14 protein-coding genes are annotated in these 15,574 nt (G+C 70.5%); 5 read left to right on the top strand and 9 right to left on the bottom strand.

Annotated elements, in window-relative coordinates; all coding sequences use genetic code 11:
• The first annotated feature begins 23 nt into the window (after positions 1 to 23).
• A complete protein-coding gene (locus SAVERM_RS14680; protein ID WP_010984254.1) occupies positions 24 to 1,049 on the top strand; it encodes an ATP-dependent 6-phosphofructokinase in 1,026 nt (341 codons plus the stop codon).
• Between the two features lie 42 nt (positions 1,050 to 1,091).
• On the opposite strand, the gene SAVERM_RS14675 is transcribed toward SAVERM_RS14680, so the two are convergent.
• From SAVERM_RS14675 to SAVERM_RS14650, 6 genes are all read right to left on the bottom strand, one after another.
• Complete coding sequence (locus tag SAVERM_RS14675) at positions 1,092 to 1,724, bottom strand: hypothetical protein (protein ID WP_037651570.1); 633 nt, start codon at positions 1,722 to 1,724, stop codon at positions 1,092 to 1,094.
• Between the two features lie 553 nt (positions 1,725 to 2,277).
• Positions 2,278 to 3,117: a carbohydrate ABC transporter permease gene (locus SAVERM_RS14670; RefSeq protein WP_010984252.1), complete on the bottom strand. Its 840-nt coding sequence runs from the start codon at positions 3,115 to 3,117 to the stop codon at positions 2,278 to 2,280.
• Between the two features lies 1 nt (position 3,118).
• Positions 3,119 to 4,012 (bottom strand): carbohydrate ABC transporter permease, encoded by an 894-nt coding sequence (locus SAVERM_RS14665; protein WP_042494377.1) that lies wholly within the window; start codon positions 4,010 to 4,012, stop codon positions 3,119 to 3,121.
• A 32-nt stretch (positions 4,013 to 4,044) separates the two neighbouring features.
• Positions 4,045 to 5,442, bottom strand: a complete 1,398-nt coding sequence (locus tag SAVERM_RS14660) for an extracellular solute-binding protein (RefSeq protein ID WP_010984250.1) — start codon at positions 5,440 to 5,442, stop codon at positions 4,045 to 4,047.
• Positions 5,443 to 5,812: 370 nt separating this feature from the next.
• Entirely contained in the window at positions 5,813 to 6,490 is a 678-nt protein-coding gene (locus SAVERM_RS14655) for a response regulator (RefSeq protein ID WP_010984249.1), read from the bottom strand.
• Positions 6,487 to 8,184 (bottom strand): ATP-binding protein, encoded by a 1,698-nt coding sequence (locus tag SAVERM_RS14650; protein ID WP_010984248.1) that lies wholly within the window; start codon positions 8,182 to 8,184, stop codon positions 6,487 to 6,489. Before SAVERM_RS14650 ends, SAVERM_RS14655 begins: the two co-directional genes overlap by 4 nt.
• 169 nt (positions 8,185 to 8,353) lie before the next feature.
• On the opposite strand from SAVERM_RS14650, the gene SAVERM_RS14645 reads away from it, so the two are divergent.
• A complete protein-coding gene (locus SAVERM_RS14645; RefSeq protein ID WP_010984247.1) occupies positions 8,354 to 9,766 on the top strand; it encodes a cation:dicarboxylate symporter family transporter in 1,413 nt (470 codons plus the stop codon).
• A 78-nt stretch (positions 9,767 to 9,844) separates the two neighbouring features.
• Here the strand turns inward: SAVERM_RS14645 and SAVERM_RS14640 are convergent, their stop codons facing one another.
• Positions 9,845 to 10,462: a TetR/AcrR family transcriptional regulator gene (locus SAVERM_RS14640; RefSeq protein WP_010984246.1), complete on the bottom strand. Its 618-nt coding sequence runs from the start codon at positions 10,460 to 10,462 to the stop codon at positions 9,845 to 9,847.
• Between the two features lie 149 nt (positions 10,463 to 10,611).
• Between SAVERM_RS14640 and SAVERM_RS14635 the strand changes: the two genes are divergently transcribed.
• On the top strand, positions 10,612 to 12,339 hold the full coding sequence (locus tag SAVERM_RS14635) for an MFS transporter (protein ID WP_010984245.1): 1,728 nt from the start codon (positions 10,612 to 10,614) through the stop codon (positions 12,337 to 12,339).
• A gap of 138 nt (positions 12,340 to 12,477) precedes the next feature.
• Here the strand turns inward: SAVERM_RS14635 and prcB are convergent, their stop codons facing one another.
• Both prcB and SAVERM_RS14625 read right to left on the bottom strand, forming a co-directional pair.
• A complete protein-coding gene (gene prcB / locus SAVERM_RS14630; RefSeq protein ID WP_010984244.1) occupies positions 12,478 to 13,332 on the bottom strand; it encodes a proteasome subunit beta in 855 nt (284 codons plus the stop codon).
• Positions 13,333 to 13,559: 227 nt separating this feature from the next.
• A complete protein-coding gene (locus tag SAVERM_RS14625) occupies positions 13,560 to 14,456 on the bottom strand; it encodes an SDR family oxidoreductase (RefSeq protein ID WP_010984243.1) in 897 nt (298 codons plus the stop codon).
• Positions 14,457 to 14,640: 184 nt separating this feature from the next.
• On the opposite strand from SAVERM_RS14625, the gene SAVERM_RS14620 reads away from it, so the two are divergent.
• Positions 14,641 to 15,090: an Lrp/AsnC family transcriptional regulator gene (locus tag SAVERM_RS14620; RefSeq protein ID WP_010984242.1), complete on the top strand. Its 450-nt coding sequence runs from the start codon at positions 14,641 to 14,643 to the stop codon at positions 15,088 to 15,090.
• A 43-nt stretch (positions 15,091 to 15,133) separates the two neighbouring features.
• Positions 15,134 to 15,562 (top strand): MerR family transcriptional regulator, encoded by a 429-nt coding sequence (locus SAVERM_RS14615; RefSeq protein ID WP_010984241.1) that lies wholly within the window; start codon positions 15,134 to 15,136, stop codon positions 15,560 to 15,562.
• The last annotated feature ends 12 nt before the right edge of the window (positions 15,563 to 15,574 follow it).

Below are 15,574 nucleotides of genomic sequence, written 5' to 3'. Positions count from 1 at the left end.
CAGCGAGCAGGAGACACAGCACGATGCGTATCGGAGTACTCACCGCAGGCGGCGACTGCCCAGGCCTGAACGCAGTGATCCGGTCGGTCGTGCACCGAGCGGTCACGATGTACGGCGACGAGGTCATCGGCTTCGAGGACGGCTACGCGGGCCTGCTCGACGGCCGCTACCGCGCCCTCGACCTCAACGCGGTCAGCGGCATCCTCGCCCGCGGCGGCACCATCCTCGGCTCCTCCCGGCTCCAGCGCGACCGCCTGCGTGAGGCCTGCGAGAACGCGCAGGACATGGCCCGCGAGTTCGGCATCGACGCGCTGATCCCCATCGGCGGCGAAGGCACCCTGACCGCCGCCCGCATGCTCTCGGACGCGGGCCTGCCGGTCGTCGGCGTCCCGAAGACGATCGACAACGACATCTCCGCCACGGACCGCACCTTCGGCTTCGACACGGCCGTGGGCGTCGCCACGGAGGCGATGGACCGCCTCAAGACGACCGCCGAGTCCCACCAGCGCGTGATGGTCGTCGAGGTCATGGGCCGCCACGCGGGCTGGATCGCCCTGGAGTCCGGCATGGCCGCCGGCGCCCACGGCATCTGCCTGCCGGAGCGCCCCTTCGACCCCGCCCACCTGGTGAAGATGGTCGAGGAGCGCTTCGCCCGAGGGAAGAAGTTCGCCGTCCTCTGCGTCGCCGAGGGCGCGCACCCCGTCGTGGGCAGCATGGACTACAGCCACGGCGCGATCGACCAGTTCGGCCACGAGCGCTTCCAGGGCATCGGCACGGCCCTCGCGGCCGAGCTGGAGCACCGCCTCGGCAAGGAGGCCAAGCCGGTCATTCTCGGCCACATCCAGCGCGGCGGCACGCCGACCGCGTACGACCGGGTGCTCGCGACCCGCTTCGGCTGGCACGCGGTCGAGGCCGCGCACCGCGGGGACTTCGGCAGGATGACGGCGCTGCGCGGCACGGACGTCCAGATGGTGCCGCTGGCGGAGGCGGTCACGGAGCTGAAGACGGTGCCGAAGGACCGGATGGACGAGGCGGAGTCGGTCTTCTAGATCCCTGTGCCCCGGTAGGTGCGCCGACCTCCGTAGGTCACCTCAATACGTGCTCCGCTGGACCGTCGACCAGAAGTTCTCCACGATCCGGTCGAGGAAGTCGCGGCCCGCGTCGCCGGCCTCGTCGGCGGCCGGGCCGCCGCCGCCCCAGCTGAGGGTGGCGACCATCTGCCCCTGATAGGCGTGGTGCAGCTCCTGGAGCGCGTCCTCCAGCAGGCGCCGGTCCAGGGGCACCATCTTGCCGACCGGCCGCACATACGCCTGCCAGCGCGTCGTGACCGCGCTGCGCAGCAGCTCCGCCAGCTTCGCGTCGCGTCCGGTCACCGTGATGAAGTCGGGCAGCGAGAGTTCGAGCAGATCGGCGAGTGCGGACGACTGCCGCTCGTTGCCGCGCCACTCGTCGGTCTCCTCCATCCGCTGATACACGAGGAGTTCGAGCCCGACGGCCCGCGCGACGTCCTCGGCGGCGAGACCGTGCGCGACCCGGTGCTCGCGCAACGTCCGCGGCGCGCCGATGAGTTCGCCCGGCGAGCACCACAGCACCCCCGCGAGCGCGGTGAGTTCGGGGGAACTCGGCGCGGTGATCCCGCGCTCCCAGGCGACGACGAGATCGGGAGTGACGTAGGGAAGCCCGTACGACGCACGCATGCCGTACGCGACATGCTCGGGCCCCATGCCGAGAGCCGAGCGCAGTCTGCGGGCGGCGAGGGCGTTGAAGGGCGGGGTGGGCTGGTGGGCCTGCGGTGGGTGCACGCGCACAAGCTATGGGCGCCGGACTGCGGTGACTACGGTCTGTTCGGCCACAATCACTGATTGTAGGAACATACGGTTTCGGCCGCCGGGGCCGGCTGGCCGGGGGCCGACTTGTCGCCCGTGTGAGGCGGGGCGGAACGGTTTCCGCGGGTGGCCGGAGTGGACGCCTGGAGGGGGCGTGGGCGGGGGAACGGCAAGGTAGAGGGGCATATTCGCGAGCGGCTCCGCGCCCCCGGCCTCTGCCGCCGGGCGCCGGCGGGGTGCCGCGGGCGTCGCCGGTGCGGGTCGACATCGAGGGCGAGTACGTCATGATCAACGCGGCGATCGGACCTGTCAAGGAGGGAGAACGTCCGGCGCGATCCGGACGTCTGCGCAGCCCGCCCCGGCCCCGGCAACCCGTGTGAGCCGTACGACCGCACCGGCATCCGGGCTCGTGTCCGCCGAGTCACCCGAGCGCCCCGTCACTCCCGTCCCGTCACCCCTTGACCGCCCCGCCCAGCGCGAATCCCCCGCCCAACCGCCGTGCGACCAGCACGTACAGCAGGATCACCGGCGTCGAGTAGATGACGGAGAACGCCGCCAGCTGCCCGTACACCACCGTCCCCCGATTCCCGAAGAAGTCGTTGATGCTCACCGACGCCGGCATCTGGTCCGGCGTGAGCAGCAGCATGAACGGCACGAAGAAGTTGCCCCACATCATCACGAACGCGAAGACCGTCACCACCGCCACGCCCGGCCCCATCAGGGGCAGCACGACCCGGATCAGCGACTGGAACGACGACGCTCCGTCCGTCCACGCCGCCTCCTCCAGTTCCTTCGGCACTCCGTCCATGAAGTTCTTCATCAGCCAGATGGCGAAGGGGAGTTGAGAGGCCGCGAAGAAGAAGATCGTCCCCTGGAGGGTGTCGATCAGATTCACCTGTACGAACAGCGCGTACACCGGAACCATCACCGCCGTGATCGGCAGACTCGTCGCGAACAGGATCGTCAGCAGGAACGGCCTGTTGAGCCGCGACCGGAACCGCGACAGCGGGTAGGCCGCGAGCGCCGCGCACGCCACCGTCAGGAGCGTCGCCCCGCCGCACAGGATCAGGCTGTTGAGCAGTGGCGTGAAGGTGATGTCCGGCTTGAGGACCGCGTCGAAGTTGTCCAGTGTCAGGCCGTCCGGCACCTTCACCTCGAGTCCGGCGTGCGCGTCCAGCGAGGACAGCACCACCCAGGCCAGGGGGAGCGCGAAGGCCGCCGCCACGACGAGCAGGCCGGCGTCCGCCGCGAGCCGGTGGGCCGTGCGGCGGGAGGCGGGAGTGCGCGGCATCTCAGACCTCCGTCCGCAGCAGCCGCATATAGACGAGCGAGAACAGCGAGCCGACCACCAGCAGCAGGAGCGCCACCGCGGTCCCGTAGCCGATCATGCTCTTCTGGAAGGCCTGTTCGTACATGAACAGGGGGAGCGTCTGGCTTCTGTTTCCAGGGCCGCCTCTCGTCATCACCCAGATCAGGCCGAAGACGGACAGGGTCTGGAGGGTGTTCAGCATCAGGTTGGTGCCGATCGACCGGCGGATCATCGGCAGCGTGATGTGCCACATGCGGCGCCAGCCGCCCGCCCCGTCTACTTCCGCCGCCTCCGTGATCTCCTTGGGGATCTCGTTCAGCGCCGCCGAGTAGACCAGCATCGAGAAGGCCGTTCCCCGCCATACGTTCGCGAAGGAGACCGCCAGGATCGGCAGCGTGAACAGCCAGTTCTGGGAGGGGAGGTGAAGCCCGTCGAGGATGGCGTTCAGGGTGCCCTCCCGCCGGAAGAACGCGTACAGCAGGAACCCCGCCACCACCTCCGGCAGCACCCACGCCGTGATGACGATCCCGCCGACGAGCGTACGCATCGGCTTCGACGCCCGTTGCATCAGCGACGCGAGCGCCAGGCCCAGCGTGTTCTGGCCGACCAGCGACGACAGCACCGTGAAGACGAGTGTCAGCCAGACCGCGTTCAGGAACGCCTCGTCCTTGAACGCCGCCCGGAAGTTGTCGAAACCGACGAACGACGCGTGGGCCTGGCCCGTGAGCTGGAGATCGGTGAAGGCGATGTACGCGCAGTAGCCGATCGGGCCCGCGAGGAAGAGGACCAGGAGGACGACGGCGGGGGCGGCCGGGAGGGCGCGGACCAGGGAGCGGCGGGCGCCTTTCCGGCGAGGGGCGGCGGCCTTCCCGGTCAGGGGGCGGCCCGGGGCGGCTCGGGTGTCCGCGCTCACTTCTCGATCACTTGGTTGTTCGTGGCCGTCTTCAGCGCTTCGTCGTATCCGCTCGCCGCCTTGTCGACCGACATGTCACCCGTGGTCACGCCCTCCATGGCTTCCTGGATGGCGGTCGAGACCTTGGGGTACGCCGGGTACGCGGGGCGGTAGTGCGTGCTGGCGACCAGGTCCGTGAAGAACTTGATGCCGGGCTGGGCCTTCGTGTAAGCGGGGTCCTCGGCGACGTCCTTGCGCACCGCGATGCCGGAGTTGGCGATGTACCACTTCCGTGCGTTCGCCGCCGTCTGCATCGTCTCGATGAACTTGAACGCCAGGTCGGGGTTGCCGGCCTTCGCCGGGATCGACCACGTCCAGCCGCCGGACATGCTCACCTTGCCGGGTGCCCGGCCGTCCTGCGTCGGCATGGCCGCGAGGCCGAGCCTGCTCGACCACTCGGGCCACTCGTGGCCGCTGCCCTTCAGCCAGTCCTGCGGGAGCCAGGAGCCGTCCAGGTCGATGCCGAGCTTGCCCTTGGGCAGCAGTTCACCGCGGACCGCGGTCGAGAAGTTCGGGTCGAGGGCGTCGGAGACATCGGGGCCGAGCTTCTCCTGGTAGACCGTCTCGACGAAACGGAGGGCGTCCTTGAAGCCCCGGCCCGCGGTGATCCATTTCTTGGTGGCCGTGTCGTACAGGGGGTCCGCCGTGCCGTCGCCCGTCCCGTACAACAGCATCTCGAAGCCCTGCATCGTGGCGGCCTCGCCCGCCGGCTTGCCCGTGTACACGTTCAGCGGGGTGACGCCGGGGACCTTCTTCTTGATCGTACGAGCCGCGGAGAGGACCTCGTCCCAGGTCTTCGGCTGCCAGTCGGCGGGCAGACCGGCCTTCTCGAAGACGCCCTTGTCGAACCAGAGGCCCCGGGTGTCGGTGCCGTCGGGGACGCCGTACGTCTTCCCGTCCTCGCCCTTGGCGGCCGCCTTGGCCGTGTCGAGGAACTGGTCCCAGTCCCGCCACTTGGCGAGGTAGGGGTCGAGGGGCTTCAAGTAGCCGCTGGTGATGTCCGAGTTGATGAGGAAGGTGTCCTCGTAGACCAGGTCGGGGGCGGTCTTCGGGGACCGCATCATCTGCTGGACCTTCGTGTAGTACTCGGAGTCCGGGGCCTTGATGGGGACGAGTTCGACCTTCTTGCCGGGGTTCTCCTTCTCGAACTGCTTCTTGATGCCGGCCAGGTAGGTGTCCGTGACCTTGATCGAGTTGTCCATGGACTGTTTGAAGGAGACCTTCACCGTGTCCGGATCACTTCCGGAACCGCTGCCGCAGGCGGTGAGGGCACCGCCGGCGGAGACGGTGAGCAGGGCGGCGAGAAGAAGCGGGGCAGTGGTGCGGGGGCGGGCGGCGGTGGGGCGCACGGGCACGACCTCCTACTGGCCTACGTCGTTGTGGCCAAGACGGCTGCCCGGTGAAGGTAAGAGGAATGGTCTAGTCAGGTCAATGCATGTGCAGCGGCCCGGACTTGAGCGGCTTTGAGGAAGGCGTCGGCCCGGGTGAAGGCCCGGACTGCTCCACGGGCTTCGGCTCTACCGCCCCCGGTCGTCCCGATGGGCGATGAACGGGCCGTGGAAGGTACTGCCTGATCCCGGCTGGGCCGCGTACCCCGCGGGGTCGGCGCGCGTCGCCCCCACCGGGACGTACGCGCTCGACGAGGTGCCCCTCACATAAGCGCCTCCCCGTCGGAAAGGTGAGCGGCCGCGTCGTCGTGCTTCCCGGCGGCGGACGTCCGTGCGGTCAGCCCTTCACCCACCGGTACTGCAACTCCGGCCGCCCCACCTGCCCGTACTGCGGACTCCGCCCGGCCCGCCCGGATTCGACCAGGTGCTCCAGATACCGCCGTGCCGTGATCCGGGAGATGCCCACCGCCTCGGCCACCCCCGCGGCCGTCAGCCCCTCGGCCGAGTCCCGCAGAGCCCGCGTCACCCGTTCCAGGGTCGGTGCGCTCAGGCCCTTCGGCAGGGCCGCCGGGCCCGGTGCCCGCAGGGTCGCCAGGGCCCGGTCCACCTCCTCCTGGCCGCTCGCCTCGCCCGCCGCCGCATGGAACTCGGCGTATCTGATCAGCCGGTCCCGCAGCGTCGCGAAGGTGAACGGCTTCAGCACGTACTGCACCACCCCCAGCGACACACCCTCCCGCACCACCGCCAGGTCCCGCGCCGAGGTCACCGCGATCACGTCCGCGTGATAGCCGGCGGCCCGCAGGGAGCGGGCCAGTTGCAGGCCGTGCACGTCCGGCAGGTGCAGATCCAGGAGCAGCAGGTCCACCGGCGTACGGTCCAGCGCGCGCCGCGCCTCCGCACCGGTGTGCGCCTTGCCGACCGCCGTGAAACCGGGGACGCGGCCGACGTACATGACGTGCGCGTCGGCGGCCACCGGGTCGTCCTCCACGACCAGTACGCGAATGGGCTCGGTCATACGTCGTCGCCTCCAGGCAAGGCGGGTAGGGCGGGCTCGGACGCACCACCGTGTCGGCGGGTGGGCTCGGATCCGCCGGCGGCTCCGGCCGGACCCACCGTAGGCAACGGCAGCCGCACCTCGAACTCCGCCCCGCCGCCGTCCGCCTCCGCGACCGTCAGCTTCCCCTCGTGGCGGGCGACGGCCTGCCGGACGAGGGCGAGCCCCAGCCCCCGGCCGCCGGACGCGGTCGCCGGCTTCGTCGACCAGCCCCGCTGGAACACCGCCTCCGCGTACGCCGGATCCACTCCCGCGCCCGTGTCGGCCACCCGCAGCACCAGCCCCGACGCGTCGGTGAACACCGTCACCGTCACCCGCGCCCGCATCGAGCCCTGGGCCGCGTCCACCGCGTTGTCGATCAGGTTGCCGAGGATCGTCACCAGGTCCCGGGCCGGGAGCGAGGGCGGCAGCAGACCGTCGTCGAGGGCGCTCTCCTCCGACACCACCAGCTCCACGCCCCGCTCGTTCGCCTGTGCCGCCTTGCCCAGCAGCAGGGCGGCGAGGACCGGCTCGCTGACCGCGGAGACCACATGGTCCGTCAGGGCCTGGGCCAGCTCCAGTTCCGCCGTGGCGAAGTCGACGGCCTCCTCCGCGCGCCCCAGCTCGATCAGCGAGACGACGGTGTGCAGACGGTTGGCGGCCTCGTGCGCCTGTGAGCGCAGCGCCGTGGTGAAGCCGCGCTCGGAGTCCAACTCGCCCATCAGCGACTGAAGTTCGGTCACATCGCGCAGGGTGACGACGGTGCCGCGGCGCTCGCCGCCCGAGACCGGCGAGGTGTTCACGACCAGGACGCGCGCGGCCGTCAGATGGACCTCGTCCACCCGCGGTTCCGCCGACAGCAGCGCGCCCGTCAGCGCCGCGGGCAGGCCCAGCTCCGCCACCGAGCGGCCGATCACGTCCCCCGTCACCCCCAGCAGCTCCCGGCCCCCGTCGTTGATCAGTGCCACCCGGAACTGGCCGTCCAGCATCAGCAGACCCTCGCGTACGGCGTGCAGCGCGGCCTGGTGGTAGTCGTGCATACGGCTCAGCTCGGCCGCGTTCATGCCGTGCGTGGAGCGGCGCAGCCGGGCGTTGATCACGTAGGTGCCGATGCCGCCGAGGGTGAGGGCGCCCGCGGCGACGCCGATCAGGGCCGTCACCTGGTCCTGGACCCGCTTCGTGATCGCCTCCACCTTGATGCCCGCGCTGACCAGGCCGATGATCCGCGTCCCGTCACGGATCGGGGTGACGGCGCGGACGGACGGGCCGAGCGTGCCCGTGTACGTCTCCGTGAAGGACTCGCCCTTCAGGGCTCGGGTCGTGTGACCGAGGAAGCGTTCGCCGATCAGGTCGGGGTTGGGGTGGGTCCAGCGGATGCCCCGCGGATTCATGATCGTGACGAAGTCGACGCCGGTGTGCCGCTGTACCTGGAGCGCGTACGGCTGAAGGGCGGCCGACGGGTCGGAGGTGCGGATCGCCGCGCGCACGGACGGGGCGTCCGCGACCGACCGGGCGACGGCCATGGTCTGCCGCCTCGCCGCCTCCTCGGCCTGGCTGCGGTCGCTGACGTAGGTGAAGAGCGCGTATCCGGCCACGAGCACCGCTATCAGCACGGCCTGCATGGCGAAGAGCTGACCCGCCAGGCTGCGGGGTCGGGGCACGTGGGGGAAGCGCATGGGATCAGTCTGCCCCTACGTATAAGCATGAACTAAATGCACGAAAGGGTGACCGCCCTCACAGCGGCGGGGCATAGTCGCCGCAACCCCGGAGTGCGTTTCCGGGCCATCGGTCCGGGAGTGACTTTTCCGGACACCGATCTCCCCCCGGACGTGAGCCGCACGCCGGATGATGCCGACGACGTCGTCAAGGAGGGCAGCCGTGAGCACAGCCCAAACGGCACCTGCCGCACCCGCCGCCAAGCGGGACCGCACCCACTATCTCTACATCGCGGTGATCGTCGCGGTGGCTCTCGGCATCGCCGTCGGGTTCGCCGCGCCGGACTTCGCCAAGGAGCTCAAGCCGATCGGCACCGGCTTCGTCGCGCTGATCAAGATGATGATCTCGCCGATCATCTTCTGCACGATCGTGCTCGGCGTCGGCTCGGTGCGGAAGGCCGCCAAGGTCGGCAAGGTCGGCGGGCTCGCGCTCGGCTACTTCATCGCGATGTCGTTCGTGGCGCTGGCCATCGGCCTGGTCGTCGGCAACATCGTCCACCCGGGCAGCGGGATGCACCTGACCGAGGCCGTGAAGGGTGTGGGGCACACCCAGGCGGAGGCCGCCGCGGAAGGACCCGTGGACTTCCTGCTCGGGATCATCCCGACCACCTTCGTCTCGGCCTTCACCGAGGGCCAGGTGCTCCAGACGCTGCTCGTGGCGCTGCTCGTGGGCTTCGCGCTCCAGGCCATGGGGCGTACCGGTGAGCCGGTGCTGCGCGGGGTCGAGCACATCCAGAAGCTGGTCTTCCGTATCCTCGGCATGATCATGTGGGCCGCGCCCGTGGGTGCCTTCGGCGCCATGGCGGCCGTCATCGGTGAGACCGGCATGGACGCGCTCAAGGCGCTGGCCACGATCATGTTCGGCTTCTACATCACCTGTTTCCTGTTCATCGTGGTGGTGCTCGGCACGCTGACGAAGCTGGTGGCGAAGGTCAGCCTCTTCCAGCTGCTGAAGTACCTCGGCCGGGAGTTCCTGCTGATCGTCTCCACCTCGTCGTCCGAGTCCGCGCTGCCGCGGCTCATCGCGAAGATGGAGCACCTGGGCGTCAGCCGCCCGGTCGTCGGCATCACGGTGCCGACCGGCTACTCCTTCAACCTCGACGGCACGATGATCTACCTGACCATGGCCTCGCTGTTCATCGCCGACGCGATGGACCAGCCGATGAGCATCGGCCAGCAGATCGGTCTGCTGCTCTTCATGATGATCGCCTCGAAGGGTGCCGCCGGTGTCTCCGGTTCCGGCATCGCCGTCCTGGCCAGCGGTCTCCAGTCGCACAAGCCCGCGCTGGTCGACGGTGTCGGCCTGATCATCGGCATCGACCGCTTCATGAGCGAGGCCCGCGCCGTCACCAACTTCGCGGGCAACGCCGTGGCGACGCTGCTCATCGGTACCTGGACCGGCGAGGTCGACAAGGAGCGGGTGAACCGTGTGCTCGCCGGTGAGCTGCCCTTCGACGAGAAGACGCTGCTGGACGACGCCGAGGACGACGTCCGCGCGGAGGTGCCCGAGCAGGGCGGCGAGAAGGAACTCGCCAAGGCGTAGTTCCCCCACCACTCCGAGCGGCTGGGTCACTCCCCCGTAGGCCCGGCCGCTCGGTTCCACTCTGCCCGGCAGCAGTGGTCAGTCGCTCAGCTTCGCCACCAGTCCGGTGGCGCGGGAGGCGGGTACGCCCGCCGCGGTCAGCATCGTGACCGCGGCGGAGCGGCCCGCCTCTTCGGCTGCCAGCAGGCCGTCGTTCACCGCCTCCATGAGCGCGAACAGCATCTGCTCGTGCACGTACGCCAGGGCCGCAGCCGGCAGCGGCGACTCGAACACCCCCTGCTCCAGGCCGCGCCGGAGCAACTCCACGCACGCCTGACGGACCGGCGTGAGGCGGTCCCGGATGCCCTGCACGGTGACGCTGCGCTGGGCGAGCGCGACCAGGATCCGGTACCGGTCGGCGATCTCCCACACCGCGAGCGTCGAGCGGGCCAGCGACTCGGCCGGGTCCGCCACGCTCTCCCGGCCCGCCGCGTGCGCGGCCGCGACCGCTTCGACGGCGCCGTCGACCAGGGTGCTGATCAACGCCTCACGGCTCGGGAAGTGCCCGTACACGGTGCGCCGTACGACCCCCGCGACCCGGGCGATCTGGTCCATGGACGCATCGGGGTCGCGCAGCAGCTCGGCGAGCGCGACATCGAGGATCCGGCGGCGGTTGGCGTCGGCGCGGCTGGTGTTACCCGTGGTCATGTCAGCCATTCTGCCTGCCTCGCGGCCGGGGTTCGCCGTTCCTCCGCAAGGGCTTCACCTCCTCCATTTGCACAGCATTGTGCAACGACGTACATTGCACATGGTTGTGCATTTGCACTCCACTGTGCAAGTCGATTGAGGAAGGGCGAACCGTACCCATGCGTCTCGTCATGAACGAACCGGTCGAGAGGATGGACCGGCCCTACGCCCGGCGCTGGTGGGCACTGCTCGTGCTCTGCCTGAGTCTGCTGATCATCGTGATGGCGAACACCGCCCTCACGGTCGCGGCCCCCGACATGACCCAGGACCTCGGCTTGTCCAGCGCCGACCTCCAGTGGGTCATCGACGGCTACACCGTCCCGTACGCCGCGCTGATGCTGCTGCTCGGCGCGATCGGCGACAAGTACAGCCGCCGGGGCGCGCTCGTGCTCGGGCTCGTCGTCTTCGGCGGCGGAGCGGTCGCGGGCTCGCTCGTCGACAGCGCCACCGGGGTCATCGCGGCCCGGGCCGTCATGGGCGTCGGCGCCGCGCTGATCATGCCCGCCACGCTCTCCCTGCTCGCCGCGACCTTCCCGCGCGCCGAACGGGCGAAGGCGATCACCCTGTGGACCGCCACGGCGGGCCTCGCGATCGCGGCGGGCCCGCTGGTCGCGGGCGCGCTGCTCCAGAACCACGGCTGGTCGTCCACGTTCCTCATCAACGTGCCCATCGCCTTCGTGGCCGTCATCGGTACGTTCGTCCTCGTGCCGCCGTCCAGGGCCGCCCACCACCACCGCATCGACTACGTCGGCGGACTGCTGTCCGTCGTCTGGATCGGCTCGCTGGTCTACATGATCATCGAGGGGCCGCACTTCGGCTGGGGCGTCAAGGCGGTCACGGCCGCGGTCGCCGCGGGCGTCGGCTTCGTCCTCTTCATCGGCTGGGAGCTGCGTCACCCGCGCCCCGTCCTGGACGTACGCCGTTTCGCGCACCGCCGCTTCGCGGGCTCCAACCTCGCCGTCGCCCTCTTCTTCCTGGCGGTGTTCGGCGCCTTCTACTACCTCACCCAGCACCTCCAGTTCGTCCTCGGATACGACGCCCTGGACACCGGGGTGCGCATGCTGCCGCTCGCCGGGGCCGTGTTCGTCGGCTCGGCGCTGACCGGCTACCTCACCCCGCGCGTCGGCATGAAGATCACGGTGACGGCGGGCATGGTGGGCGGCACGGCCGCGCTCGCGCTGCTCACCCGGGTCGACGCGGCATCGTCGTACGGCGACTTCGTCCTCCCCCTCGTCATCTTGGGCCTCGCGATCGGGCTCGCGCTGTCGCCCTGCACGGACGCGATCATGGGGGCGTTCCCGGAGGCCGAGCTGGGGGTGGGCGGCGCCGTCAACGACACCTCGCTGGAGCTGGGCGGCTCGCTCGGCATCGCCATCCTCGGGTCCGTCCTGGCCGGTTCGTACTCCTCGCACCTCTCGGACGCGACCACCGGCAGCAAGCTGCCCGCGAGCGCGCTGAGCCAGGCGCAGGACTCGGTCGGCGCCGGTTACGCGGTGGCGCGGGGCATCGGCGACAAGGCGCGACACCTCGGCGAGCAGGCGGCGCAGGCGGGGAGCACGGAACAGGCCGCGCGGTTGAAGGTGCAGTCGGGCCAACTCGCCGACGGCGCCCGGCAGATGGCGGACGCGGTCGGCTCCGCGTTCGCGGACTCGGTCGCCCACACCAGCCTGGTCGGCGCGGTGGTCCTGGGCGTGGGGACGGTACTGGTGGGAGTGCTGCTGCCGCGCAAGGAAGCCGCCGTGCGGGAGGTTGAGCAGGAGCAGGAGCAGGAGCAGGAGCAGGAGCAGGAGCAAGGGCAGGGGCGGAAGCAGGAGGAGGAAGAGCTGGTGGACAGCGAGGCTCGCTGACCCCGGCCCCGCCCGCCGCCTCTTCACCCCATGCGCCACCGTGCCGTGCCGTGCCGGATCCACCGGCACGGCACGGCACATTCCTACGTCCAGGGAGCGCCCCCGGTTCGTACGTCCAGGGAGCGCCCCCACAGCCGCTCACATGGCGGCGGTGGGCCCGTCCGGGCGGGTGTGGCGCTGTTCGACCATCTCCCGGCTCAGGTCCTCCGTCTCGGACTCCGGGAGCCGCTCGAAGCCGTCCTCCGTGATGACGGACACCACGGGGAAGATCCGGCGGCTGATGTCCGGACCGCCGGTGGCCGAGTCGTCGTCCGCCGCGTCGTAGAGCGCCTGGAGCGCGGCCAGGGCCGCCTCACGCCGGGACATGCCCGGATGGAACAGCTTCTTCAACGCGCCCCGGGCGTACGGGGAGCCGGAGCCCTCGGCGTGGAAGTCCGTCTTCTCGTACGGGCCTCCGGTGACGTCGAAGCTGAAGATGCGGCCGTGTTCGCCGGCGCGGGCCGCGAGGTCGTATCCGACGAGCAGCGGGACCACGGCGAGGCCCTGCATGGCCTGGCCGAGGTTCTGCCGGATCATGCCGGCCAGCCGGGTCGCCTTCGCCCTGAGGGTCATCGGGACGCCCTCGACCTTCTCGAAGTGCGCCAGCTCGACCTGGTAGAGCTTCACCATGTCCAGCGCGAGTCCCACGGTGCCGGCGAACGCGACCGCCGTGTAGTCGTCCGCGGGGTGCACCTTCTCCAGGTCCCGCTGTGCGATCAGGTTCCCCATGGTGGCCCTGCGGTCGCCGGCGATCAGCACGCCGTCGCGGTAGGCGAGGGCCAGGACCGTGGTGCCGTGCGGGACACGGTCGGGCGCGGCCCGGACGCCGTCCGGGAGGAGGCCGCGGGTGCTCAGTAATGCCGGACGGTGGGCTGCCAGGAACGCGGTGAAGGACGAGTCCCCGGGGGTGAAGAACTCCGCCCCCAACCGGCCACCGGTGTCGCGCTGTGCCATGCGTCTCCCCTCGTCGTCCGCCTCGTCCGCCTCGTCCGCCTCGTCCGCCTCGCCCGTCTGCCCGGTCGGTCTGCGCACAACCGCTTCCTACCGTGAGCGGAAGCCCCGGAAACGCCCGCCGGTGGCGGTGGCGTGGCGGCGGTGGCGGTGGCGGTGGTGGTGACGGTGGCTCTGCCCGTCTGTCTTCCGGTCTGTCTCCCGGTCTGTCTCCCGACCCTTCTCCCGGACTATCTGCCGAGCGTCTCGGCGACGGCCCGGTGCAGCCATTCACTCGCGTCGCCGAAGGTGAAGCCGAGACGCTCGGCCCGGGAGTTGTCCATCGCGTAGGAGCGGGCGAAGGAGAAGGGGGAGACCTCGCCGACCTCCACCTCCCGGAACACGGCCGTCCCGCCCGGTATGTGCGCGGCCACCGCCGCGCACAGTTCCTCGGTGGTGAGCGGTCCGTGGGACGCCGCGTTGACCGGCCCGCCGAAGTCGGCGCCCGCCGCCCAGGCGAGGAAGTCGGCGATCTCCGCCACATGGATGTAGGTCGCCGGGTGGTTCACGGCGGGGACGGCGATGGGCTCGCCGGTGCGCATCCGCTCGGCGTAGTGGGCGAGACGGCCCGTGAAGTCGTCGTCGCCGCCCAGCACATGGGCGACGCGTACGGCGGCGTACGGGAAGGCGGGGTCCGCCGCGAGGACCGCCTCGGCCTGACGCTTGCCCTCGCCGTAGTTGCTGTCGAGGAACTGCGGGTCGTCCCAGGGGAGGTCGAGGTCGACGGCGACCGTACGCGGGTCGAGGGCGTCCTCGCGCACCGGCGCGGGGGAGTCCTCGTACTCGTACACCTCGACCGTCGACGTCATCAGATACCTCCGGGTGCGGCCGGCGAAGACGCGGCGGGCGATCGCCGCCTGGCGCGGGGTGTAGCAGACCTGGTCGACGACGACGTCGAAGGTGCGCGAGCCCAGCGCGCTTTCCAGGGATCTCTCCTCATTGCGGTCGGCGACGAGATGAATGGTGCCGGGCGGCGGTGCCGACGAACCGCGGTTGATGACGGTGACGCGGTCTCCGGCGGCCATCAGCCGGGCGATGAGCCGCTTCCCGAAATACCGGTTCCCGCCAATGACGCACACTTCACGCACAGCACCCCTCCAAAGGAATCAGGCCGACGAAACGAGCCGGCGAAACGAGCCGCCGAATCAGGCCGACGGAACAGGCCATAATTCTCCCGTTCCACGTGACAGGTCTGAAGGGGGAACCATGGGAGATGCGGCCTCGGCACCGAAAGAACCACGGCATCCGCGAGCCGCCGCCCACGAAACGTCGGTGGCCTTCGACGCCCTCGACCGGCAGATCCTGGAGCTCCTTCAGAGCGACGGCCGGATCAGGCTCAGCGAGCTGGGGCGGAGGGTGCGGCTGAGCCCGGCGGCCGTCGCGGAGCGGGTGCGGCGGCTCGAGGCGGCGGGCGCGATCACCGGGTACGGCGCCCATGTCTCGCCGGCCCGGCTCGGCTACGGCGTCCGGGCCTTCATCCGCGTGAACCCGCACGCCGGGTACAGCCTCAGGCACCCCCGGACTCTGGAACTGCTGGCCCGCCCCGAGATCACCGAGGTGCACCACGTCGTCGGCGAGGACTGCTGGATCCTCAAGGTCGCCGTAGCGGACACCCTCCACCTGGAGGAGATCCTCGAACAGACCTCGGCGCTGGGCCGCACGACCACGTCGATCGTGCTCTCCTCCCCGGTGGAGCGGAAGCCGCTGCTGCCGCCGCACTGACGGTGTTGCCTTGACGTCGGCGTCAAGGACTACGTTCGGGGGCATGCGAATCGGCGAGCTGGCGACGCGGGCCGGGACCACCACGCGCACCCTGCGCTACTACGAGTCGCGGGGACTGCTGCCCGCGCGGCGGGGCAGCAACGGCTACCGCACGTACGACGAGGACGACCTGAAGCTGCTGCGGCAGATCAGGACGCTCCAGGACTTCGGGTTCGACCTGGAGGAGACGCGGCCCTTCGTGGAGTGTCTGCGGGCCGGCCACCCGGAGGGCGACTCGTGCCCGGCGTCGCTCGCGGTGTACCGGCGCAAGCTCGGCGAACTCGACGCGCTGATCGGCGAGTTGCAGGCCGTGCGGGCGCAGGTCGGCGACCAGCTGGCGCGGGCCGAGCTGGCCCGCGACGAGCTGGCGGCCGAGGCGGGGGTTCCGGGCGGTCCGGAGCCCGTGTGCGAACTGGGAGGGCAGACGCGGTGATCAAGGCGGCGG

Origin of the sequence: Streptomyces avermitilis MA-4680 = NBRC 14893 (genome assembly GCF_000009765.2) — a bacterium.
Classification (GTDB): domain Bacteria; phylum Actinomycetota; class Actinomycetes; order Streptomycetales; family Streptomycetaceae; genus Streptomyces; species Streptomyces avermitilis.
This window is presented reverse-complemented; position numbering and strand designations above follow the sequence as displayed.